Annotated in this window: 23 protein-coding genes; 15 read left to right on the top strand and 8 right to left on the bottom strand. The window is 66.5% G+C overall.

Features of this window, described 5'->3' with window-relative positions:
- The 3 genes from NI2_RS31505 to NI2_RS31495 form a co-directional block, all read left to right on the top strand.
- Positions 1-2,794: non-ribosomal peptide synthetase (locus NI2_RS31505; protein WP_218018537.1), on the top strand; the 2,794-nt coding region annotated here is incomplete at its 5' end.
- A gap of 11 nt (positions 2,795-2,805) precedes the next feature.
- Positions 2,806-3,741, top strand: a complete 936-nt coding sequence (locus NI2_RS31500; RefSeq protein WP_084477058.1) for an NAD-dependent epimerase/dehydratase family protein — start codon at positions 2,806-2,808, stop codon at positions 3,739-3,741.
- Positions 3,738-4,151, top strand: coding sequence for a nuclear transport factor 2 family protein (locus NI2_RS31495; protein ID WP_174552259.1), 414 nt, complete (start codon positions 3,738-3,740; stop codon positions 4,149-4,151). The genes NI2_RS31500 and NI2_RS31495 overlap by 4 nt, the downstream gene beginning before the upstream one ends.
- 50 nt (positions 4,152-4,201) lie before the next feature.
- Here NI2_RS31495 and NI2_RS31490 read toward each other — a convergent pair whose 3' ends face one another.
- Together NI2_RS31490 and NI2_RS31485 are read right to left on the bottom strand one after the other, a co-directional pair.
- Positions 4,202-5,542 carry an AMP-binding protein gene (locus NI2_RS31490; RefSeq protein ID WP_307658605.1) on the bottom strand — a complete coding sequence of 447 codons (1,341 nt, stop codon included), beginning with the start codon at positions 5,540-5,542 and terminating at the stop codon, positions 4,202-4,204.
- Between the two features lie 39 nt (positions 5,543-5,581).
- Complete coding sequence (locus NI2_RS31485) at positions 5,582-6,259, bottom strand: TetR/AcrR family transcriptional regulator (RefSeq protein WP_243749979.1); 678 nt, start codon at positions 6,257-6,259, stop codon at positions 5,582-5,584.
- A gap of 148 nt (positions 6,260-6,407) precedes the next feature.
- Here NI2_RS31485 and NI2_RS31480 point away from each other — a divergent pair, with 148 nt between their 5' ends.
- A complete protein-coding gene (locus tag NI2_RS31480; RefSeq protein ID WP_067498697.1) occupies positions 6,408-7,670 on the top strand; it encodes a lipase family protein in 1,263 nt (420 codons plus the stop codon).
- On the opposite strand, the gene NI2_RS31475 is transcribed toward NI2_RS31480, so the two are convergent.
- Positions 7,671-8,099: an ATP-binding protein gene (locus NI2_RS31475; protein ID WP_084477054.1), complete on the bottom strand. Its 429-nt coding sequence runs from the start codon at positions 8,097-8,099 to the stop codon at positions 7,671-7,673. It lies immediately after the preceding gene.
- Between the two features lie 146 nt (positions 8,100-8,245).
- On the opposite strand from NI2_RS31475, the gene NI2_RS31470 reads away from it, so the two are divergent.
- Together NI2_RS31470 and NI2_RS31465 are read left to right on the top strand one after the other, a co-directional pair.
- The gene (locus tag NI2_RS31470; RefSeq protein WP_255284054.1) at positions 8,246-8,983 is read left to right on the top strand and encodes a DUF8817 family protein; all 738 of its coding nucleotides are present in this window, start codon (positions 8,246-8,248) and stop codon (positions 8,981-8,983) included.
- A gap of 115 nt (positions 8,984-9,098) precedes the next feature.
- Positions 9,099-10,145 (top strand): fused (3R)-hydroxyacyl-ACP dehydratase subunits HadA/HadB, encoded by a 1,047-nt coding sequence (locus NI2_RS31465; protein WP_243749978.1) that lies wholly within the window; start codon positions 9,099-9,101, stop codon positions 10,143-10,145.
- A 12-nt stretch (positions 10,146-10,157) separates the two neighbouring features.
- On the opposite strand, the gene NI2_RS31460 is transcribed toward NI2_RS31465, so the two are convergent.
- Positions 10,158-10,586: a hypothetical protein gene (locus tag NI2_RS31460; RefSeq protein WP_067498666.1), complete on the bottom strand. Its 429-nt coding sequence runs from the start codon at positions 10,584-10,586 to the stop codon at positions 10,158-10,160.
- Between the two features lie 303 nt (positions 10,587-10,889).
- Here NI2_RS31460 and NI2_RS31455 point away from each other — a divergent pair, with 303 nt between their 5' ends.
- Positions 10,890-11,624 carry a TetR/AcrR family transcriptional regulator gene (locus NI2_RS31455; RefSeq protein WP_371852026.1) on the top strand — a complete coding sequence of 245 codons (735 nt, stop codon included), beginning with the start codon at positions 10,890-10,892 and terminating at the stop codon, positions 11,622-11,624.
- 58 nt (positions 11,625-11,682) lie between these two features.
- Positions 11,683-12,492 (top strand): alpha/beta fold hydrolase, encoded by an 810-nt coding sequence (locus NI2_RS31450; protein ID WP_067498662.1) that lies wholly within the window; start codon positions 11,683-11,685, stop codon positions 12,490-12,492.
- Here the strand turns inward: NI2_RS31450 and NI2_RS31445 are convergent.
- Positions 12,489-12,932 (bottom strand): MarR family transcriptional regulator, encoded by a 444-nt coding sequence (locus NI2_RS31445; RefSeq protein ID WP_243749977.1) that lies wholly within the window; start codon positions 12,930-12,932, stop codon positions 12,489-12,491. The two genes, NI2_RS31450 and NI2_RS31445, sit on opposite strands and share 4 nt — an antisense overlap.
- A gap of 19 nt (positions 12,933-12,951) precedes the next feature.
- Here NI2_RS31445 and NI2_RS31440 point away from each other — a divergent pair, with 19 nt between their 5' ends.
- Positions 12,952-13,341: an SgcJ/EcaC family oxidoreductase gene (locus NI2_RS31440; RefSeq protein ID WP_133734097.1), complete on the top strand. Its 390-nt coding sequence runs from the start codon at positions 12,952-12,954 to the stop codon at positions 13,339-13,341.
- Positions 13,342-13,452: 111 nt separating this feature from the next.
- Here the strand turns inward: NI2_RS31440 and NI2_RS31435 are convergent, their stop codons facing one another.
- Positions 13,453-14,139, bottom strand: a complete 687-nt coding sequence (locus NI2_RS31435) for a response regulator transcription factor (RefSeq protein WP_067498660.1) — start codon at positions 14,137-14,139, stop codon at positions 13,453-13,455.
- Positions 14,136-15,362, bottom strand: a complete 1,227-nt coding sequence (locus NI2_RS31430; protein ID WP_067498658.1) for a sensor histidine kinase — start codon at positions 15,360-15,362, stop codon at positions 14,136-14,138. Before NI2_RS31430 ends, NI2_RS31435 begins: the two co-directional genes overlap by 4 nt.
- 260 nt (positions 15,363-15,622) lie before the next feature.
- On the opposite strand from NI2_RS31430, the gene NI2_RS31425 reads away from it, so the two are divergent.
- Together NI2_RS31425 and NI2_RS31420 are read left to right on the top strand one after the other, a co-directional pair.
- Entirely contained in the window at positions 15,623-17,098 is a 1,476-nt protein-coding gene (locus NI2_RS31425; RefSeq protein ID WP_067498656.1) for an MFS transporter, read from the top strand.
- 28 nt (positions 17,099-17,126) lie between these two features.
- On the top strand, positions 17,127-18,320 hold the full coding sequence (locus NI2_RS31420) for an FAD-dependent monooxygenase (protein ID WP_067498654.1): 1,194 nt from the start codon (positions 17,127-17,129) through the stop codon (positions 18,318-18,320).
- Between the two features lie 113 nt (positions 18,321-18,433).
- Here NI2_RS31420 and NI2_RS31415 read toward each other — a convergent pair whose 3' ends face one another.
- Positions 18,434-18,697 carry an SDR family NAD(P)-dependent oxidoreductase gene (locus NI2_RS31415; protein WP_067498652.1) on the bottom strand — a complete coding sequence of 88 codons (264 nt, stop codon included), beginning with the start codon at positions 18,695-18,697 and terminating at the stop codon, positions 18,434-18,436.
- A 10-nt stretch (positions 18,698-18,707) separates the two neighbouring features.
- Between NI2_RS31415 and NI2_RS31410 the strand changes: the two genes are divergently transcribed.
- The 4 genes from NI2_RS31410 to NI2_RS31395 all read left to right on the top strand — a co-directional run bounded on the left by NI2_RS31410 (position 18,708) and on the right by NI2_RS31395 (position 21,235).
- On the top strand, positions 18,708-18,920 hold the full coding sequence (locus NI2_RS31410; RefSeq protein ID WP_067498648.1) for a hypothetical protein: 213 nt from the start codon (positions 18,708-18,710) through the stop codon (positions 18,918-18,920).
- The gene (locus NI2_RS31405) at positions 18,917-19,201 is read left to right on the top strand and encodes a hypothetical protein (RefSeq protein ID WP_067498645.1); all 285 of its coding nucleotides are present in this window, start codon (positions 18,917-18,919) and stop codon (positions 19,199-19,201) included. The genes NI2_RS31410 and NI2_RS31405 overlap by 4 nt, the downstream gene beginning before the upstream one ends.
- Before the next feature lie 151 nt (positions 19,202-19,352).
- Entirely contained in the window at positions 19,353-20,696 is a 1,344-nt protein-coding gene (locus NI2_RS31400) for an MFS transporter (RefSeq protein ID WP_307658597.1), read from the top strand.
- A 17-nt stretch (positions 20,697-20,713) separates the two neighbouring features.
- Positions 20,714-21,235, top strand: a complete 522-nt coding sequence (locus tag NI2_RS31395; RefSeq protein WP_174552258.1) for a VOC family protein — start codon at positions 20,714-20,716, stop codon at positions 21,233-21,235.
- Positions 21,236-21,252 lie beyond the last annotated feature (17 nt).

Raw genomic sequence — 21,252 nt, 5'->3', positions numbered from 1 at the left:
GACTGCTACATCGAATATTTCGACCATTCCTGTACCACACGCGGTCAACGACGCCGGGTCGGTGGCTCAGATTCTGTTGCACGCCGCCCGGCACCACCCCACGAGCGGCACGACCTACCTGCAGCGCACCGGCGACGGACCGACCGTGCGGGTGCACCGTTCGTACCCCCAACTGCTCGACGAGGCCCTGTCGCTCACCGGTGCGTTGCGCGACCGCGGGGTGCGTCCGCAGTCGAAAGTCGCTCTCCTGCTCGATGATCACGAAGACTTCGTCACCGTGCTGTGGGCGTGTTTCCTCGGCGGATTCGTGCCGTGCCCGATGGTCGCCCAGCCCGCCGATCCGGCGCGCTGGGCGAGCGCGTTGCGTCATGTCGACGAATTGCTGGAACGCCCACTCGTCGTGACGTCACAGTCGATCGACGACACCATGCCGGCGGTTCCCGGATTGGCGACGGTGACGCTGGAATCGTTGCGCACCGGCGAACACGAGCCCACTCCGTACCTCGCCTCCGCCGACGACCTCGCGCTGCTGGTACTCACCTCCGGATCCACCGGAAACGCCAAAGCGGTGGCACTCACCCACGGCAATCTGCTCGGCTCCATGGCGGCCAAAGCCGCGGTACAGCACCTGAATCCCGACGACATCACCTTCAATTGGATCTCGTTCGATCACGTCGCGGCTCTGCTCGAAACGCATCTGCTGCCGCTGTATTGCGGTGCGCGACAGATCCATGCGCCGAGTGAGGTGGTCGCCGACGATCCGATGGAATTCCTGCGGATCATCTCCCGCCATCGGGTGAGCATGACCTTCACACCCAATTTCCTGCTCGGGCAACTGAATACGCTGTTCGAACCCGAAATCGACGGCGCCCGTCTCGAACTGAGCTGTCTGCGGCATATCGTGAGCGGCGGCGAAGCCAATGTCGTCGCGACCGGGACACGGTTCCTCGACATTTTCGCCGCCTACGGTCTGCGCGAGACCGCGCTGTGGCCGGCGTTCGGGATGACCGAGACCTGCGCGGGAAGCATCTACAATCGCGACTTCCCGAACGCCGACGCCGGGCAGGAGTTCGCAGCCGTCGGACATCCGGTGCCCGGATTACGGCTGCGGGTCGCCGACCAGGAGGGGCGATCGTTACCCGCGGGTGCCGCCGGGGAGGTGCAGCTGCGTGGCCCCATGGTCACCCGCGGCTACTTCAACAACGACGAGGCCACCCGCGCGGCGTTCACCGCCGACGGCTGGTTCCGCACGGGCGACCTCGGCCGGGTGACAGACGGCAGGCTCACGCTGGTCGGCCGCAGCAAGGACAGCATCATCGTCAACGGCGTGAACTACTTCAGCCACGAGATCGAAACGGCCGTCGAAGAACTCGACGGCATCGCCCGTGGCTATGTGGCCGCGTTCCCGACGCGTCGCCCCGGCAGTGACACCGAACAGCTCGTGATCGCCCTGCACGCCGAGACCGCCGACGAAGCCGACCTGCATCGCCTACTGACGGCCGTCCGTTCCACGGTGGTGTTGCTGTGCGGGTTCCGCCCCGGATTCATTCTGCCCCTGAGCAAAGCGGACTTCCCGAAGACGAGCCTGGGCAAGACCTTGCGGCCGCGCATGCGCCAACAGCTCGAATCAGGTGGCTACGACCATGTCATCGCCGACACCGCGGCACTCACGACCCGCCAGCTCGGTGGATACTCGGCACCGCAGGGGGGTACCGAGTCGATCCTGACCGATGTCTACGCGGAGCTGTTCGATGTTCCGGCAACCGAAATCAGCGCCACGGCCAGCTTTTTCGACCTCGGCGGCACCTCGCTGGACATCCTTCGGCTGCAGCAACAGATCGCGCGCCGCTTCGGGGTGGCGGATCTGCCGATCATCGCCATCCTCACCGCACCCTCGGTGCGGGAGCTGGCAGCTGTCGTGGACGGGGGCGGTGGCGGGCCGCGCCGTTACGATCCGATCGTGGGGTTGCAGACCAGCGGTACGAAGACGCCGCTGTTCTGTGTGCACCCCGGTGTAGGCGAGGTGCTGGTGTTTGTCAATCTGGCCAAGTACTTCGTCGGAGACCGTCCGTTCTACGCGCTGCGCGCCCGCGGTTTCAACAAGGGGGAGGAGCCGTTCCACACGTTCGACGAGATGGTCGATGTCTATACGAGCGCCATCCGACGGCGGCAACCGCATGGTCCGTATGCCCTGGCCGGTTACTCCTTCGGCGCCGCGGTGGCGTTCGAGATCGCCAAGCGGCTCGAAGCCGAGGGTGAACGGGTCGATTTCCTCGGCAGCTTCAACCTGCCACCGCACATCAAATACCGCATGGACGAGCTCGATTTCACCGAGACCGCGACGAATCTCGCGATGTTCCTCGACCTGATCACCAAGCGGCAGGCCGTCGAACTGCCCGCCGAATTGCGAGCGCTGTCCAAGGGGGGCCAGCTCGCTCGCCTGATCGAACTGGCCCCGCCCGACCGCGTCGCCGAACTCGACCTGGATCTGACGAAGTTCACGGCCTGGGCCGAACTCGCCGACGGGCTCACCGGCCTCGGCCGTACCTACACGCCGAGCGGTGCCGTTCGCTCGATGAGTGTGTTCTGCGCGGTCCCGTTGCGCGGCACCAAACAGGACTGGATCGACAACGAACTGCGCCGGTGGGACGAATTCACCACCGAGGCGAACCGCTACATCGATGTGCCCGGTGAGCACTACACATTGATGGGACCACGGCACGTCACCGCGTTCCAGTCCATTCTGCGCAAAGAACTCGACCGCGCGCTGGCACAGGCCGACGCCGACCGATAGGGAGAAATACGTTGCAGGGCAAGAAGATTCTGATCACCGGCGGCACGGGGCAGGTCGCCAGACCGGTCGCCGAGGCGCTCGCCGCCCACAACGAGGTCTGGTGCCTCGGCCGCTTCGGCACACCGGGTGTCGAGGACGAACTGCGCGCCGCCGGCGTGACCACCCGGCACTGGGACATGAACGACACGACGGCCGCGGGTTACGCGCAGCTGCCGACCGATTTCACCCACGTGCTGCACTCGGCGGTCCACCGCGGTGACGGCACCGATTTCGAGGACGCGCTCACCGTCAACTCCACCGCGTGCGCGCGGCTGATGACCCACTGCCGCACCGCCGAGGCGTTTCTGTTCGTGTCGACCGGCGCGCTGTACAAACGGCAGACCCTCGACCACGCCTATCGCGAATCCGACCCGATCGACGGTGTCGCCGACTGGCTGCCCACCTACCCGGTCGGCAAGATCGCGGCCGAAGGCACCGTGCGAGCGTTGGCGAACACACTCGAACTGCCGACCACGATCGCCCGGCTCAATATCGCCTACGGTCCCGGCGGATACGGTGGGGTGCCCATGCTGTACTTCAAGCGGATGCTGGCAGGCGAACCGATTCCGGTTCCACTCGAGGGCCAGAACTGGTGTTCGCTGCTCTACACCGACGACCTCGTCGCCCAGGTTCCCGCGCTGTGGAACGCGGCGTCGGTACCCGCCCGGGTGGTCAACTGGGGTGGTGACGAGTCGGTCGGGATCACCGATTGTGTCCGTTACCTCGAAGAACTCAGTGGCATCGAGGCGCAGCTCGTCCCGTCCGAGGTCACCCGCGAGACCTACCAGTTCGATCCCGAAATGCGCCGCTCCATCACCGGCCCCTGCACCGTCGACTGGCGCGAGGGAATCCGGCGCACCCTCGCCGCGCACCACCCCGCGCACGTCCGTGAGGTGACGCCGCGATGAACCACACTCAGGTGACGACCCCGAACATCGCGGTAATCCGCACCGCGTACGAGGGTTTCGCGACCCGCGATGTCGGCAAGATCCTCTCCGCTATGCACGACGACGTCGAATGGGTGCACCCCGACGGCATGCAGAAATACGGCCTGGGCGGAACCAAGATCGGCCACGACGGGATCAAGGAGTTCCTCGCTCGCGTCCCGTCGGTGCTCGGCGGCATGGTGCTCGATCCGGTCGAGTTCATCGAACAGAACGACCGCGTCATCGTCCTGGGCACACGCCAGGTCATTGCCCGCACCGGAACCTCGACCACCTTGCCCTTCCTGCATTCCTGGACCATGCGCGAAGGCAGAGCCACCCGAATGGAAGACATCTTCGACACCGTCGCCTTCCACGCCGCCATCGAAAGCTGATACCCGACCACGCCGCGGGCCGACCACAAGGTCGTTGCCCGCGGCGGTGGTCAGGTCAGGGTGAGGAGGGTGCGGCGGTCGATCTTGCCGGTGGGGGTGCGGGGGAGGTCGTCGAGGAAGACGACGTCGCGGGGGGCTTTGAAGCGGGCGAGGTGGGTTTTCACGTAGGTGCGGACTGTGTCGGCGTCGAGGTCGCCGCCGGAAACGATCATGTCGTCGTCACGTCCTTCGATGAAAAGCCTTCCGCCGGAATCGAAGTGGCCGAGGTCGCCGGTGCTCATCAGGCCGTCGCGGATCCGCTTGGAGCCGCCGCCGGAATATCCGGCGAAGGCGATAGAGTTGCCGACGTAGACGGTCCCGACCACATCGGGTTCGGTGATGCGGGTGCCGTCGGCGTGGTAGAGCGCGACGGTGATGCCGACCGGGGCCTTGCCGACGGTGCCGGGTGCGGCTGTCCAGTCCTGTGGGGTCGCGATGGTGGCGGTGCCGGTTTCGGTGCAGCCGTAGAAGTTGTAGAGCACGGGTCCGAAAGTCTGGATCGCCCTGTTGCCGAGCGCCGAGGGGAGCGCCGCGCCCGCGGTGAACACGATGCGCAGCGAGGTGGTGTCGGTGTGTGCCAGTACTTCTGGGCTCAGATCGAGTATGCGCCGCAGCATGGTCGGAACCAGCACGACCATATCCGCGCGATGTTCGGCGATCTGGGCGAGCGCGCGAGCGGCGTGGAATTCGCAGTGCAGCACGATCGTGGAACCGAGGTTGAGCGACAGGATGAACTGTGACAGGGCGGTTCCGTGGAACAACGGCGCGCACAACAGCACGGTCTGCTCACGTCGCAGCGGTACCCGGTCGACGAATTGCGCTGCCGCCAAGGGGGATTCGACCCGGCGTGGCGCACCCTTGGGTGTTCCGGTCGTGCCGCCGGTGAGCAGGACGAACCCGCCCTGCCGGGTCGGCGCCGGTGGCCGTTGCGCATCGAGGCTGCCATCGAGGGTGAGCACGGTGATGGTGTCGGGTAGGGGAGTGGCCGCCACGGGCAGGCTCGGATCGGCGACGAGTGCGTCGACCTGTTCACGGGCGAGCACGTCGGTGAGTTGGGTGGCGCCGAAACCGGTGCTGAGCAGGACCAGCCGCGCTCCGAGTTTGCCTGCGGCGATCATGGTTTCGACCAGTGCCGCACCGTCCGGGTAGAGGACGCCGATGGTGTGGTCGGCGCTGAGCCCGTCCCGGTACCAGCGGGCGGCGATGGCATCGGTGCGCTCGTCGAGTTCGCGATAGCTGATCCGCCGGTCGCCGTCGATGATCGCGATCCGGTCCGGCGTCCGTTGCGCGGAGCTGCGTACGCCACCGGCGATCGGGCCGTAGGTGCGCATCGTGCGTGCGGTGCGCGCCACCTGAGTTGGGTGCCGAAGGTCGATAACCCCGGATCGCTCTTACTTGTTCGAGTCGGGTGTCCGCGCGGCTGCGCCCAGGCCGAGGTGGACGATCTGGGTGAATGCCGTGAGGTCGCGGATGAGGGTGTCGATGTCACCCGAGGTGCCGCGGGTGGTGTGGTGCAGCCAGTCCGAGACCGTGTCGAACAGCCCGCCGATGGTGGCGACAGCCAGGGCGTGCAGGTCGACGCGCGAACCGGTCTCCGGCACGAATCCGTAATCGCGCCACAGTGTTTCGAGGAACTCGGCCGCCCATCTCCGGTTGGTGCGGCGCTGCTGTTCGACCGTGGCCGAGATGGCGCTCGCCTCGCCGAAGGTGACGATGGCGACGCGGGGGTCGTCGACCAGCGCGTGGGCGAAGGCGCTGAGGGTCTCGACGACGACGGCATCGCGATCGCCCTGCGCGCGAGCGAGCGCGGCGGCGACGTCGGCTTGCAATCGCTCACTGACCTGCTGCAGCAGGGCGAGGTAGCAGGCCTCCTTGCTGTCGAACAACTCGTAGAACGCCTTGTTGCCGACCAGCGCGGTCTGGCAGATCTGCTCGATGGAGGTGTTGGGGTATCCGTTGGCGGCGATCAGCTCGAACGCGGCGTGCAGGATCTGCTCGCGCCTGCGGGCTCGGCGCTGCTCGGCGTCGAGGCCCTGGATTCGCCGTGGCCGCTTTTCGATCGATGTCACGCAGATCAGCGTATCGAATGCGAAATTGAAACAAGAACTCTTGTTAACAACAAGGTGGCGTGTTGTAATCGGCGTCACCTACCGAAGTGAGGATTCGATGAAGAACCCGAGAGTTGCGCGGAGATGGGCGGTGGCCCCGCTGGCAGCGATGTGTCTGGCGGTATCGGGCACCACGGTCGCCGCGGCCGATCCGTATCCGAGCTTTCCGCCGGATCAGAATCAGCTGCCGCAATTGCCCACCGAGCCCCAGCTCTACGATCTGTTGCCGATTCCGGTCCCCGCTGAGGACCCGTGGTACGACGACCCGGCGGACCTGAGTTCCTACGCCCCAGGGCAGATCATCCGTTCCCGCACGGTGCAGACCCGGCTGCTCGGTCTGCCCTTCCCCGTCCACACCGAACAGCTGCTGTACCGCAGCAACGATGTGCACGACAATCCGATCGCCACGGCAACTTCGGTGATCATTCCCGGCATTCCCTGGTCGGGCAGCCCGCGTCCGGTGCTGTCGTTCCAGGAGGCGATCGACTCGACCGACTCGTCGTGCAATCCGTCCTACACCTTGCGGACCGGGACGATGAAAGAAGCCGCGCTCGCGGTCTATTGGCTGGCCCAGGGTTTCGCGATCAATGTCCCGGACTTCGACGGCAAGTTCAACACCTTCAACACCTACGACGAAGGCAAGATGGTGCTCGACAGCCTTCGCGCCATGAAGAATTCGGCGCTGGGGCTGGCCGATTCCGGCATCGCGCTCTACGGCTACTCCGGTGGTGGCTCGGGGTCGATCCGCGCCGCCGAACTGCGCCGGACCTACGCGCCCGACGTGCGACTGCTCGGCACCGCGGTCGGCGGCTTCCCTGCCGATCTGCAGGCCCAGGCCCGCTTCGCCGTGGCGGCGCAGCCCGGGCTCACCGGTATCAGCAACTTCACCATGTGGCTCGGATTCGCCGCGCTGTCACGGGAATTCCCCGAGGCGTTCGACGCCGAGGAGCTGCTGACCCCGGGGGGTCAAGCGATTGTCGCGGACATGGGTAAGCGCTGTGTTTACACGATCGCGGCGGCCGGCGCGTACCGGCCGATCAGTGCCTACTTCAAGCCGGGAAAATCGCTCGACACCACCCCCGAGGTCATGCGGATTCTCGCGGAACAGAGTCTCGGCCACCACATTCCGGACAGCCCGATTTTCTGGTGGCACGGCATCTGGGACGAACTGATCCCCGCCGACGTCGTTCTACCGACGGTCCAGGACTACTGGGACCGCGGCGCCGACTTGCGGTTCTACACCATGCCCCTGCCCGAACACCTCGTCAACGCCACGGCCGGCTGGCCACCGGCGGTGGCCTGGACCAGCGCCGTACTACGCGGACTTCCACCGGGCGACCGCTTCAAGGCCGATATCCCGCTGCCCAGATGATCACGCCGCCGGGCGGACGTCGTCGGCGAAGGTGAGTTCGGCCTGGATGGTTTTGTGCCCGTCGTAGCGGCTACAAGACCAGGCGTCGGCGAGGTTGCCGACCAGGAGAAGTCCGAGACCGCCGGTGTGGTCGGGGGCGCGCGGGTGCGGTTCACCGGGGCCGGTGTCGTCTACTTCGATGCGCACACGGTCGCGGACGTGGTCCAGCGATAGCCGGGCACGCCGAGGCGGGAGCCCGTGGCGGCGGGCGTTGCTCGCGAGTTCGTCGAATACCTGGATCGTGTCCGCGGCTGAGGTTTCGGGTAATGGTGCGAGGAATTCGCGCACCATTACCCGCGTGCTCGCGGGTGTGAGGGAGTCCAAGTCGACTTCCAGGTCCCCGTGGTGGACCGTGTCGCGGCGCCGGGCTTCCAGTACCGGTCTCGTCATGACCCTTCCCTCCTGCCTCGTGGCTCGTTACAGCACGGCTACCCGGCTGGGGCATTGCGAAACGATGGCTGGCCGAAACGCCTGACCTGCTCCCGGAGATAGATCCGGACGGGTGATGACCAGCGAATGTCGGCGTTCTCACTTCTATGTGCGTCCGGTCGAGCCAACCTCTTAGCTTCGAGAGCATGACCGAAAAGGTGATTCCCAGATTGATGGCTCAGTCGATCGAGCCGGTGGGCGACTTCTATGTCGCGATCGGATTCGAGATCACGTTCGAACAGACGGTGCCCTACCAGTTTCTGAGCGTGAAACGTGGGAATATCGAGCTGAACTTCTACGGGGACAAGAAGTTCGATCCCACGTCTTCGACGCATGGTTGCCTGGTCGACACCGACGACGTCGATTACCTGTACGAGGTTTTCACCGAAGGGCTGCGGGCGGTGTACGGGTCGGTGCCCGTTCACGGTGTGCCGCGGGTCGGTGCGTTGACGGACAGGAGCTATGGGGTGCGCGAGTTCCTGGTGACCGATCCGGGTGGGAACACCATTCAGGTCGCACAGCCGATCAGCCCCGATCAGCGGCATCGGCCGTTGCCGAAGGAGACATTCGATCGGGCCGTCCACATGGGGTCGCTCTTCGCTGATTCCAAGCAGGATCTGGAGCTGGCGGTGAAGGTTCTCGACCGGGCTCTGAGCCGCACCGATGAGGAGCCGACGGCGGTCCAGCTGGTCAAGCTGCTGGTGGTGCGCGCGGATGTGGCGGTGCGCCAAGCTGATCCGGCGCTGGCGCGGGAACTGTTGGCCCGCGCCAGCGGAATCGGGACCGATGGGCCGGAGCTCGGTGATGAGCGTCGGCGAATAGCGGAGCTCGAAGCCGGCCTGTGACTCGTGACCGGCTGATGGTGGCGGGTCTGTCCTCGGCACATTCGCTCCGAAAGCTGTCGACACTCCGGGCTCCGGTGGCACCGCCGACGCGGCAGCGGACACTACTCTGCTCGCTATGGTGATGACCAGCGCGAAGCTCGGGGGAGCGGCGGTCGTCGCCCTCCACCCGTCGACCATGGTGGGGTGCACCTATCGCTGCGACGACCGGTATGTCGTGGGGCGAGAAGAGATCCGGCAATTCGCGCGCGCGGTCCAGGACAGCCATCCGGTGCATCGGTCGGAAGCCGCCGGCGTGGAGTTCGGTTACGGTGGGCTGATCGCGCCACTCACCTTCTTCGCGATTCCCGCGTTTCGGGCGCAACGAGCGATGTTCGACACGGTGGCCGGTGGATACGATCTCAGCCGGATCATGCAGACCGACCAGGTTGTCAACTACCACAAGCCGATTCGTGCTGGCGACGCATTGACCTGCGATGTGAGTTTCGAGTCGTTTCGCGGAGCCTTCGGCAGCGAACTCTTCGAATTCAAGACCGAGATCACAGACCAGTACGACTGCCCGCTGATCACTTCGCGGACAAGTTTCGTCGGACGAGGCCAGGCAGGCGGCCCGAGGTCTCATTCGGCCGATGACCTTGTGATGCGGGGTTTTCACGACAGACCGTCGCGTGCTGGACTCCGTTCACGGATGCGCAAGGGATCTGATCCTCGGCCGAGATCGGAAGGCGCATGCGGGGGCCGAACGCGTCGCTTCGAGTCCGTCGCGGAGGGTGAGAAGCTACCACCACGGGTCTTTTCTCTCACCCTTGGAGATCTGGTCAATTACGCCGGTGTGGCGGGTGATCCGAATCCGATCCACTGGCACCCGCAAGCCGCGCGAGCGGTGAATCTGGACGCTCCAGTTGCTCACGGCATGCTGACCGTCGGTCTGGGAGCGGGTTATCTCACCTCGTGGCTGGGTGATCCCGGTGCTGTCCTCGAGTACGCGGTCCGGTTCACCAGCCCGGTTTATGTGACCAGCGCCGGAGCGCGCGTCGAGTTCTCGGGGACCGTGAGGTCGGTCGATCCTCGGCAGCGGACAGCGGTCGTGGCGATCGTCGCCACGTGTCAGGGGCGGAAGATCTTCGGACGAGCAACGGCGAAGGTCCGACTCTCGTCGACCTGACAACCGGATCGACTACCCGGTCTGCTGCGGCGGAGGAGTGAGATCGCTCGGCGGACTGGATGGTTGAATCGCCATGCCCGGCCAGGAAATCCCGCGAACTCCACCCTGGCCGCGAGCCACGCGGATTCCTTCGGCGGTGATCCGAGGGCGATAGACCGTGGTCCGGTGACCGAATGCCGGGTCGAGATCGACGGAGTCGAACAGACCCATCCTCGTCAACCACTGTGACGCGCGAACTACCTCGTTCTCGGTGAGGGACTCGCCCGGCCAACCGACCGATGCCCCGACGACGAAGGCGCCGAGGGCCCGCCCGGCGTTGTCGGAAAGGTCTTCGTTGTGTGCCCATTTCAGCACCGCCTCACGCACAGCCCACTGCCGGTCGGAGTAACCGGGCGTCGTCCGCGCCGTACTGTCCATCCGCAGCATCGCGGGCTTGTCCATCACGTCACTCCTCAATTCCCGAACCGAGTGGCTCGTGCCCGCGACCTCTGATCGCCGTCAATACTGCTGAGCGCTGCCGGCCGCGGCCTCGAGCCGTGTCGCTCGGGCTCCGGGGGTGTGCCACGGCTGCCGTTTACAAGATAAACATATGGCGGTTTATCTTGTAAACCGGTGTATCGACTACCCCGTGACGGGGTACGTTGAGTCGAGCCGGAACATCCCGGTATCCTGGGGTTATAGTGGCGTGCTGGAAGACCAGGGCCCGAGGATTTTGACAGGAGCTCCGCCCTGAGCGAGGACACGATCGACTCGGGCGCCGAGCTGCGCGACAACAGTCCACGCGACGGAAATGCTCGGCGCGCCCCTCGACTGGATCGGGTGCTGATCCTGGAATCCGCGATCGCGCTGATCGATGAGGAAGGCCTGGGGCACCTCACGATGCGCCGCCTCGGTTCCTGGCTCGGCGTGGAAGCGATGGCCCTGTACCGATACGTGTCCGGGCGTGACGATCTGCTGGCCGGGGTGGTCGATCACCTCGTCGACCAGCTCTACGAGCAGAACCTGATGGAGCCCGACGGTGCGGGCGGCAGCTGGCAGGGTTATCTGCAGCGCCTCGCGCACGGCGTGCGCCGCGTCGCCATCGAGCACCCCGAGGTGTTCCCGTTGATGGCATCGAGCCCGCCCCAGGCGCCCTGGCTGTGTCCGCCGTTGCGCAGCCTGAACTGGATGGAGTCCTTCCTCGACACCATGCTTGGCTTCGGGTTCGACGACCGTCAGGCGGTGCAGGCCTACCGGTCCTTCGCCACGTTCCTGCTGGGCCACCTCCTGCTCGAGGTGGCGACCAAGGGGGTCGAGCTGAGCCCGATCACCACCGCCGAGCCCGGGCAGCACGAATCCTCGGATCTGGCCGACTACCCGAACGTGCACCGCCTGCAGAGCCACCTGGCGGCCGACCGCGCGGCCGACGAGTTCGAAGAAGCCCTCGAGGCGTTACTCGACCGCCTGGAAGCGATGCGCCGCACCCGACCACGCCCCTGACCGCCACCGACGGTAAGGGAACGCCGCCGTCGAGATCAGCGCCTCGCAAAGGACGATCATGAACGCCGACCGACCACCGCTGGTTCTGCTGCACGGGCTCACGATGTCGGAACGCGCCTGGGCCGAGGTTGTGCCGCTGTTGGCGCCGCACCACCACGTCATCACCCCCACGCTGCTCGGCCATCGCGACGGACCGAAGCCGACACAGCGGCCCACGCGGGTGAGCCATCTCGTGGACGACATCGAAGCGCTGCTGGATACCCGCGGCCTTCACCAGGTGCATCTGGCCGGGAACTCCCTCGGCGGATGGATCGCGATCGAACTGGCACGCCGGGGCCGGGCCCGCAGTGTATGTGCCCTGTCTCCGGCCGGGTTCTGGGAACCGCGCCGCGCCAGTCAGACTCACGGGACCTCGATCATCGCTCGCGAGGCGGCAACCGCTCGTCTCGGCAGGCCCCTGGCGCCGCTCGGCCTGTGGTCACCCCTGATCCGGCGGCTCGCACTGCGCAATATCGCGACTCGCGGCGATCGCATCAGCAGTGCGCAAGCTCTCGACATCGTCCATGATCTGACCGAATGCCCGGTCACCACCGACCTGCTCAGCACCGACGAGTACATCGCACCGCTGCCGGATCTTCCGTGCCCCATGACAGTGGCCTGGGCCGAGCACGATCGCCTGCTGCCGCTCGCGGTGAACACCCCCATCGCCCGGCTACGCCTTTCTGCACAAACTCACTTCCGGGTCCTCCGGGGCGTCGGTCACGTCCCCATGATCGACGATCCCGAACTGGTCGCGCGGACCATCCTCGCCACCACGGCCGGCCATCCGCAGCCCGAGGATTCACAGGCCGAGGGTCTGGGCCACTAACTCGATGCGGACCCTTCGTTCCGGGTGCGTTCGGCAATCAGGTCGGTCTGCTCCTGATGGACGCGCAGAGCCGTTGCGAGAAAGTCGAGAACGAGGCGCGTTTGGTCGCTGTCGTAGCGCCGGAGCGCCGCCGCCCCGGCCCGGCCCACGGGTTCGAAGATGAGCTCCGCCATGCGCCGCGCGTCCGCGGTCGGCTCGATGAGCACGCGCCGCCGATTGTCCGGATCCTGTGCGCGCGAGACATATCCGGCCCGTTCGAGCCGGTCGATGACCGTGGTGGTGGCGGCCGGGTTGAGCCGCAGCGCGGAACTCAGCTCACCTGCGGAGAGCGGTCTGCGGCCCAACACGATGTCGAGGCACCGCATATCGGTGCGATTGAGCCGCAAGTGCGCGGCGACCGCCTCGTCGAAGGTGTCGAAGCTGCGCTGCAGCAGCCGCAACTGCTGTCCGATCTCGTCGATGATCGTCGCGGAGGTCTTCCAGCAGCTCCAGCAGACCTGGACCGCCAATGACGCCGAAGCCTTCGGCGCGCTCTTCACCGTGGACTCCGATTACGTTTCCTACGACGGAACCTGTGCCATCGGCCGTGAACAGCATCAGCGCAACCACGACCGGCTGCTCCGTGGAGTCCTGGCGGGATCAGCTCTGACCGGTGAACTGGAGTCCATCCGCTACATCACCCCGGATGTGGCGATCGTGTACGGCACCGCCTCGGTGCTGATGCCGTGGCGCTCGCGCCTGCCGAAGCGGCGGCTCTCCCGGCAGACCATCGTGCTGCTGTGCACCGAAAACGGGTGGAAGATAACGGCGATTCACAACGGCCGGGTCCGCCCGCTCACCGTGCCGTAACCGAATTCGTTCCCGTCGAAGATGTCTCAGCTCATGGCGCGGATCGCCCGCACGCTCGGGATCGCCCCGACCCGCGGTCGAAGCCCTGACCCTGTTGCGGGCAACCGGCGGTCACGGCAGGCCGCCGTCGCTGGCGTGGTTGACCAGTCCGGTCTGGTGGGCGATGACGACGAGTTGTGCGCGATCGCGAGCGTGCAGTTTGTTCATGGCACGCTGCACGTGGGCGCGGACGGTGAACGGGCTGACGAACAGCTGTTCGGCAATCTCGTTGTTGGACAGTCCTTGTGCGACAAGCCTCGTCATTTCGCGTTCTCGCGGGGTGAGCACGTCGAGTTTCTCGGAGGTGTGCGTAGCGCTGTCGTCGGGTGGGGTTGCGAGGAAGCGGGCGATCAAGGTTCGCGTCGCGGCGGGGGAGAGGAGGGTTTCGCCGTCTGCGATGGTGCGCACGGCAGTGAGCAGTTCCGCTGCGCCGATGCCCTTTCCGATGAAGCCGCTCGCACCCGCGCGGAGTGCCTGTGCGACATATTCGTCGGTCTCATAGGTGGTCAGGACGAGGACCCGGCTGTCGCGCAGGTGCGGGTCCGCGCAGATCTGTGTGGTGGCGGTGATGCCGTCGGTCTCGGGCATCCGGATGTCCATGACGATCACATCGGGGTGCAGTTCACGGGTGAGCCGCACCGCTTGTGCGCCGTCGGCGGCCTCGCCGACCACGGTGATGTCGTCGGCGGTGTCGAGGAGCGTACGGAACGCCTGGCGGAGCAGGGCCTGGTCGTCGGCGAGGAGCACTCGAATTGTCATGGGGTACCACCGTTCTCCGTGTCGCCGGTCGTGTTCGCCGATGTGAGTGGCAAGTGGGCGGAGACGATGAAGCCACCCGCCGGGCTGTTTTCGGTGACGAGCTGACCCCCGACCGCCTTGGCGCGTTCTCGCATACCGATGAGCCCGTAGCCCGATGGCCGGTCCGACCCCGTGAAACTCGGCCTGTTCGCTGCTCGCGAGCCGGGTCCCTCGTCGGCGACGGTGATGCCGAGCAGGTCGTGGCCCCAGGACAGGCGGATTCGAGCGTGGCTGGTTCCGGCGTGTTTGCCTACGTTGGTCAGGGCCTCCTGGATGATCCGGAAGGCGGTGAGATCCACGCCTGGCGGTAGCGGTACGGGCGTGCCGTCGTTGTCCGTCGTCACACGCAGCCCCGCACGGTCGAACGACTCGAGCAGCCGGGGGAGCTGGGCCAGGCCGGGTGACGGTTCGGCGGGAGTGTTCGCGTCCCCGGCCTGGCGTAGCAGTCCGACCGTGGCGCGTAGGTCGTCGAGGGCGTTTCTCGTGGTCTCGATGATGTTGTTCAGGTTCGAGCGGGTCTGGTCCGGCTGGGAGTCGAACACGTGCGCGGCGACAACAGCTTGGGCATTGGCGAGGGTGATCTGGTGTGCGACGACATCGTGGAGCTCGCGGGCGATGCGCACCCGTTCCTCGGCGACGCTGCGCCGCGCTTCGCTCTCCCGGCTCTCCTCGGCGCGCAGTGCCCGCTCTTCCATGGCGGCCAGGTAGGCGCGCCTGCTCTGCGTCGCATTGCCGAGCGCCCCGGCGATCAGCGGGAGCGCCGCCACCGACAGCAGCCTGCCGGCGTCCTGCCAGGACAGCCCGTCGAGAAGCGGGGCAGTCGCGACAAGCAATGCCACGGCGGGAAGCAGGACCGCGATCGTCACCCTCAGCTCGGTGTGCAGTGCCAGCGCGTAGGCGGCGATCGCGACGGGCACGACGATCAGCGGGGTTGACAGCAGGCCCAACGTGGCGACCAGCATCCCGCACACCGTGGTTACCGCGACCACGGCTACGGGCGCCCGATGCCGCACGACCAGCGCCGCACACGAGACACCCGCGACGGCATAGGTGGCGATCGGTGGCCATCCGAGGGTGTTGTCGGGGTGAAAGATCCCGCCGGACAGGCACAGCAGGAACGCCGTCGCGAGGACGAGCGCCTCGCGCCACCACACCGGTCGTCGTGCCACCTGCTGGGTGGTCATCACCGGATCGGGGGACGCTGCTGGTTCGGCAACACCTCGCCCAAGATACGCGTGGCGAGCGTCCCGCAACCGCAAGGCGCACGACTCGGTTCCTACGCACCAGGAGTGCGCGGTCGTCTGGTGCGACAGCACCAGCGGCAATCGATGACGAGAGACGATGCCCGCCGACGGCTCCGCTGGAACGGTTGTAACCAGAAAGTCCCTGGGCGGTGCGAATCCCGCTCAGTCGGGGAATCAAGTCTGGTGAGGAGCCGAAGTCGATGCAGCAGAACACAACCGACGGTGTGAACGTCGGTCTTCACACGAGGTGGAGTCGGCGACTACTCGGCCTCGTGGCGATCCTGGCCCTGGTGAACTTCGTGGTGGATTCGGCGATCGGCGCACCGCTGATCGTCCTGCCCGAGATGCTGGACCATTTCGGCACCGACCAGGCGGCGTGGCTCAATGCCACCGCGATGCTGGCGGGCGTGATGTGGGCCCCGTTGCTCGGTAAGAGTGCCGACATATACGGAAAACGCCGGGTCCTCGTGCTGACCTTGCTCATCAGTTGTGTCGGTGCGCTGATCTGCGCGGTCGCCCCGACGATGTGGGTATTCGTGATCGGTCGCATGTTGCAGGGAGCGGCGTTGGCCGCGATGTTCCTGTCGGTCGCGATCGTGCGAACCGTCTGCACGCCACGCCTGGCCATGATCATCGTCGGTATCGTGACCACCGGAACCGCGATCCTCAATGTCGCCTCCCGGTTCCTCGTCGAGAAGCTGGCGACGGAGTTCGGCTTTCAGATCCTGTTTCTCATCTCGGCCGCTGTCGCGGTGGCGATGGCTGTATGCGTGCGTTTCCTGGTTCCCGAATCGCTGGTGAAGACGCCGGGCCGGCTCGACATCTCGGGTGCGCTGCTGCTCGGCGGCGGTCTGCTCGGAGTGCTCGGCTACATCAGCATGGGTCCCGATCTCGGGTGGTCCGCTATCGGACCGCTTGCCCTGCTCCTCGGCGGGGCCGTGGCGTTGGTCAGCTGGTTCACGGTCTCGAGCCGGAAGGCTGATCCGCTGATCGACGTCGGAAACCTCGGCAAGCCACTGCTTCTCACGCTTCTGGTCGTCTTCCTCGGTGCCGGTTCCTACCAGAGCATGCTGCAACTCATCCCGCTCATCAGTGATGTCTCGGCGGACCAGAACTTGGGCTACGGACTCGGCGGTCGCGGGTCGGTGGCGTTGCTTCTCGCGGCACCCGCTGTCGGCGTCATGCTCGGCGGGCCGGTGGCCGGCTGGTCGGGTACGCGAATCGGGCCTGCCCGAACTCTGGCCGGGGCGGTCATGCTCGGAACCGTGGCCACCATCGGCATGTTCCTCGGTGCGTCCCAGTTGGTCGCGGCGCTGTGCTTCGCGTTCCTGCTCGGAGTCACGGTCGCGGCGTTGGGTGCGTCGGGCTTCAACACGGCGGGCGACTTGGCATCGGCGCAACGGCAAGGCGTCGTGTCCAGCCTGGTCATGGTGATGGTCTCGACCGGGGCCGTGGTGTTCAACTTCGTCGGCGCGGCCGTTCTCGCATCGACCACTGTCGTCGCGGACGGCGAGACGGTGAACTCGGCTACCGGCGTATTCGGCTATATCGCGATCGCCACCACGGCCTTCGCGATCGCCGCGGTCGTGGTCGTCCTTCTTGTTCGAACCACCCGCCCGCAGCGTCGGATGCCCGCGTCGGAACTCGAGCGCCAGGCTGTCGAAACGCACGCGTGACCCTTTCCCTCGAAACAGAGGAGTTGAGATGAAATCCAGAGGAACTGTGCTGATTTCGGGCGCGAGTATCGCGGGTCCCGCGCTGGCGTTCTGGTTGCACAAGTTCGGATTCGAGGTGACGGTGGTCGAGAAGTCCGCCGGTGTGCGCGGCGGCGGGTACCCGATCGACTTGCGTGGCACCGCCGTCGAGGTCGCGCACCGGATGGGCATTCTGCCGCAGCTACAGCGAGCCCATATCGACACACAGCGGGTCACCTTCCTCGAGGCCGACGGCAGTCGGGCCGCTGTCGTTCATCCACAGGCGGTGGCCGGGGGCGTCGACGGGCATGACCTCGAAGTCCCGAGGGAGACGCTGACGAACGTCCTGTACACGGCAGTCCGTGACGACGTGGAGTTCGTCTTCGACGACTCCGTGGACGCGCTCACCGAATACGAGCACGGTGTGGACGTCACCTTCCACAGCGGCGCCCAACGCAGTTTCGATCTTGTTGTCGGTGCCGACGGATTGCACTCAGGCACCAGGACGCTCGCCTTCGGCCCCGAACAGAACTACCTGCGCTACCTCGGCTACTGCTTCGCGATCAGCACCGTGCCCAATACATTCGGGCTCGCACACGAAGCGCTCATCTGGAACACCCCCGGACGAGCCGCCGCTCTCTACGCCGTGGGAGACAGCGACGACGTACACGCCCTCCTGACCTTCGCCCACTCCGAACCATCCCACGAAGCCCTCCGCGACAACGAGACTCGACGTGCGCTGATATCCACGATCTTCGGCGACGACGGATGGAAGGTGCCGGACATCGTCGCGGCCATGCGGGATTCCCCAGATCCGTTCTTCGACACGGTAAGTCAGATCCGCATGCCGCAATGGTCCACCGGGCGCGTGGCACTCGTCGGCGATGCCGCCTACGCACCGTCGTTCCTGACCGGGCAGGGGTCGAGCCTCGCGCTCGTCGGCGCCTACATGCTCGCCGAATCCCTGGCCGCACACGACGACCACACCACCGCCTTCGCCGCCTACGAACGCGCCAGCCGCCCATTCGTCGAACTCAACCAATCACAGATCGCCACCGGTGAAGCGGCACTCTTTCCCACCACGGCCGAAGCCCTGCAAGCCCGCAACCATCGACTCCGCGACCTGACCATGTCGGCCCCGGCCACCGGTCGGCCGGCCCACACAGCTCTGACGCTGCCTGAGGTCAGACGGCTGGCCTCGTGACCACCGATGTCCGCGGCGTACACGCGCACGGGCACCTCGCGTGGACCGGACGATGGGGCTCGAAGGCGTTCAGCCGCAACACCTCTCGCTCGCCGTAGTGATGCGCCGCATCGTCATGCTCCAAAGACGTCTGTGGTCGGGGCGGGTGACGGCGACGCGGAGGTGAAGGGGAAGCGCGTGCCGGTGAGGTGTTCGGAGGCGCGCCAGAGCCGCGCGGCGGAGTCCGGATCCTCGGCCACGGGGGATATCTCGCCCACTGTTGCCGGACCGCGAACACCGCCGAAGCGGCTCGGACCGACGAAACTGCCGCCGGGGATGTCGCTCACGGCCGCCAGCAGTGTGGGAAGCGCACCGGCGTCGGGGCCTTGGGCGAGCATTGGCGTGAAAATGGCCGACAGGGCGTCGATGAGCCGGTTACCGCTGGTGATCCGGAAGCCGGTGGAGGCCCAGCCGGGATGCGCGGTCGTCGCGATGACCGACGATCCGACCGCGCTCAGGCGGCGTTGTAGTTCGGCGGTGAACAGCAGGACCGCGGTCGATGCCGCGCCCGACTACCGCGCCCGGATTCGCTCGCTGGCCCGGGCCTACCTCGACTCGTGACGTCCGAGGCGAACCTGGCCGAGCTGATGTTCGCCCACAACCACGGTGAAGGTGGCGAGGCCGTGAGCACGGCTGCGGAGGCCGCCTTTGCGCCGATGTTCGAACGCGGCCTGGCCGACGAGCCGCCGGGCACGAGCCCGCAGCGGACCGCACTGATCTTCCTCGCCACCTTGCAGGGGCTGGCCGGGCTCGTGAACTGCGGCATGATCACCGCCGACCAGCTCGGCGGGCTGATCGATGAGGCTGTCGCGCAATTCCCGCAAGGACGCGACGAGCGATAACGCGGAAGGCGCGCAATGGCTTTGCGCTGCCGGAGTCACTGAAGATTCCGCTCAGTGGTCGGCGGTATTGCCGGTCGTCGGGTCGCGCTGGAAACGTCGCGGTGACCGCGATGTCGAACGAGGATCTCGCGGCCGAACCGAAGGAGTCTCGGTGACCACGCTGCCACCCGAGAAGGCGAGTCCGTCTGCGCCACAGGCGTTTATCCCGACCGACGCGAGAGCTCGCCGCCGTGCGGCCTTGTCGAGCCTGCTCGGTACGACGATCGAGTACTACGACTTCTTGCTGTACGGGACGATGGCCGCGGTGGTATTCGGGCCGCTGTTCTTTCCCGGCTCGAATCCGGCGTTGAGCACGATCGCTTCGTTCGGCACCCTCGCCGCCGGGTATGTCGCACGTCCGCTCGGCGGCGTGATCTTCGGCCATTTCGGTGACCGCGTGGGCCGCAAGTCGATGTTGCTGATCACCATGCTGATGATGGGTATCGCCAGCGCGGCGATCGGCCTGCTGCCGACCTATCACACCATCGGCGTCGCGGCGCCGATCCTGCTGGTGCTGCTGCGCGTGGTGCAAGGGGTGGCCGTCGGCGGGGAATGGGGTGGCGCCGCGCTGATGGTCGTCGAGCATGCCGACGCGCGCAATCGCGGCCGCTGGGCCGGAATCATGCAGCTGGGAACGCCTCTCGGTTTTCTGCTGTCCACCGGGGCGGTCGCCGCGGTGACCCAGCTTCCCGAACCACAGTTCTCCACCTGGGGGTGGCGGGTGCCGTTCCTGCTGAGCGCGGCGCTGCTCGTGCTCGGGATGTATGTGCGGCTGCGGGTCGCCGAGAGCCCGGTTTTCGCCACCGCCGCGCCACCGCGTGACTCGATTCCCGCGGCGCAGGTGCTGCGTCGCCCACGCCTGCTCGTCCCCGCCGTGTTCGCCGGTCTCGCACCGTTCGCGCTGACCGCCCTGACGAGTTCGCACATCATCGCCTACGCGACCGGCATCGGCTACGCGGTCGGCGAGGTGATGCGATCGCTGCTGCTGGTGGTCGTCGTCTCGATCGTCGCCATTCCCGCGAGCGCGGCCCTGTCGGATCGGTTGGGCAGGCGGCGAACGATGATGACGGGCGCGATCGGGGCCATCGTCTACGCCTTCCCCCTGTACAGCCTGATCAACAGCGATTCGTGGTGGATCATGACGGGCGCGCTGATGTTCGCGCAGCTGCTGCAGAACCTGATGTACGCGCCGCTGACCCCGATGCTGTCGGAAATGTTCCCCACCGGTGTGCGATACACCGGTGTGTCCATCGCCTATCAGACCGCGGCGCTCGTCGGCGCGGGCTTCACCCCGCTGATCGCGAGCAGCCTGCTGGTCGCCTTCGACGGGTCGAGCGTCGCGCTGAGCGGAATCATCGTGGTCACCGCCGCCCTGAGCCTGGCTGCCCTGGCCGCTACGGTGGAGGTCACGGGCCGGGATCTGCGTGTCGACGCCGACGACCGCCCACAGTCGTAGGTCAGGAGGTCATCGCTATGCGGGGAATCAACCACATCGTCTTGTTCGTCGCGGAGTTGGAGCGCAGCATCGCCTTCTACGAAAACGTCCTCGGCTTCGAGCGGCTCGCCGAGGGTTTCCCGGGCGGCGCCTTCCTGCGCCACCCCGGCTCGGCCAACGATCACGATCTCGGGCTGTTCCAGGCCAGGCGGCCCGCGGCGGGACCGCCGGGATCGGTCGGGCTCTACCACGTCGCCTGGGAGGTCGACACGTTGCGCGAGCTCGCCGATATCCGCGGTCGACTGCTCGCGGCGAAGGCACTGAGCGGGGCGAGCGACCACGGGTCGACCAAAGCGCTCTACGCGCGCGACCCCGACGGCATCGAGTTCGAGGTGTGCTGGCTGGTGCCCGACGAACACGTCGAAGACGCCCTCGCACCCGGAACCTCGTTGACCGCGCCCTTGGACCTCGACGCCCAAATCGCGCGGTACGGCGCCGACACACCGGGCGGTCTCCGCACCGACCCGCAGGTATGGGCCCGCATCGCGGCACGGCGGTGAATACCTCCCGTTGATGC

It is taken from the genome of Nocardia ignorata NBRC 108230, assembly GCF_001612905.1.
Taxonomy (GTDB): domain Bacteria; phylum Actinomycetota; class Actinomycetes; order Mycobacteriales; family Mycobacteriaceae; genus Nocardia; species Nocardia ignorata.
Note: the sequence above shows the minus strand (reverse complement) of the source record. Positions and strands in the feature narration are given on the sequence as shown.

Excerpts from the sequence above, each read along its gene's own strand:
- NI2_RS31495 (WP_174552259.1), top strand. The coding sequence starts at position 3,738 with ATGAACCACACTCAGGTGACGACCCCGAACATCGCGGTAATCCGCACC.
- NI2_RS31480 (WP_067498697.1), top strand. The coding sequence starts at position 6,408 with ATGTGTCTGGCGGTATCGGGCACCACGGTCGCCGCGGCCGATCCGTAT.
- NI2_RS31475 (WP_084477054.1), bottom strand. The coding sequence starts at position 8,099 with ATGACGAGACCGGTACTGGAAGCCCGGCGCCGCGACACGGTCCACCAC.
- NI2_RS31470 (WP_255284054.1), top strand. The coding sequence starts at position 8,246 with ATGTGCGTCCGGTCGAGCCAACCTCTTAGCTTCGAGAGCATGACCGAA.
- NI2_RS31465 (WP_243749978.1), top strand. The coding sequence starts at position 9,099 with ATGGTGATGACCAGCGCGAAGCTCGGGGGAGCGGCGGTCGTCGCCCTC.
- NI2_RS31460 (WP_067498666.1), bottom strand. The coding sequence starts at position 10,586 with ATGGACAAGCCCGCGATGCTGCGGATGGACAGTACGGCGCGGACGACG.
- NI2_RS31450 (WP_067498662.1), top strand. The coding sequence starts at position 11,683 with ATGAACGCCGACCGACCACCGCTGGTTCTGCTGCACGGGCTCACGATG.
- NI2_RS31440 (WP_133734097.1), top strand. The coding sequence starts at position 12,952 with ATGATCGTCGCGGAGGTCTTCCAGCAGCTCCAGCAGACCTGGACCGCC.
- NI2_RS31435 (WP_067498660.1), bottom strand. The coding sequence starts at position 14,139 with ATGACAATTCGAGTGCTCCTCGCCGACGACCAGGCCCTGCTCCGCCAG.
- NI2_RS31430 (WP_067498658.1), bottom strand. The coding sequence starts at position 15,362 with ATGACCACCCAGCAGGTGGCACGACGACCGGTGTGGTGGCGCGAGGCG.
- NI2_RS31425 (WP_067498656.1), top strand. The coding sequence starts at position 15,623 with ATGCAGCAGAACACAACCGACGGTGTGAACGTCGGTCTTCACACGAGG.
- NI2_RS31420 (WP_067498654.1), top strand. The coding sequence starts at position 17,127 with ATGAAATCCAGAGGAACTGTGCTGATTTCGGGCGCGAGTATCGCGGGT.
- NI2_RS31415 (WP_067498652.1), bottom strand. The coding sequence starts at position 18,697 with ATGCTCGCCCAAGGCCCCGACGCCGGTGCGCTTCCCACACTGCTGGCG.
- NI2_RS31410 (WP_067498648.1), top strand. The coding sequence starts at position 18,708 with ATGGCCGACAGGGCGTCGATGAGCCGGTTACCGCTGGTGATCCGGAAG.
- NI2_RS31395 (WP_174552258.1), top strand. The coding sequence starts at position 20,714 with ATGCGGGGAATCAACCACATCGTCTTGTTCGTCGCGGAGTTGGAGCGC.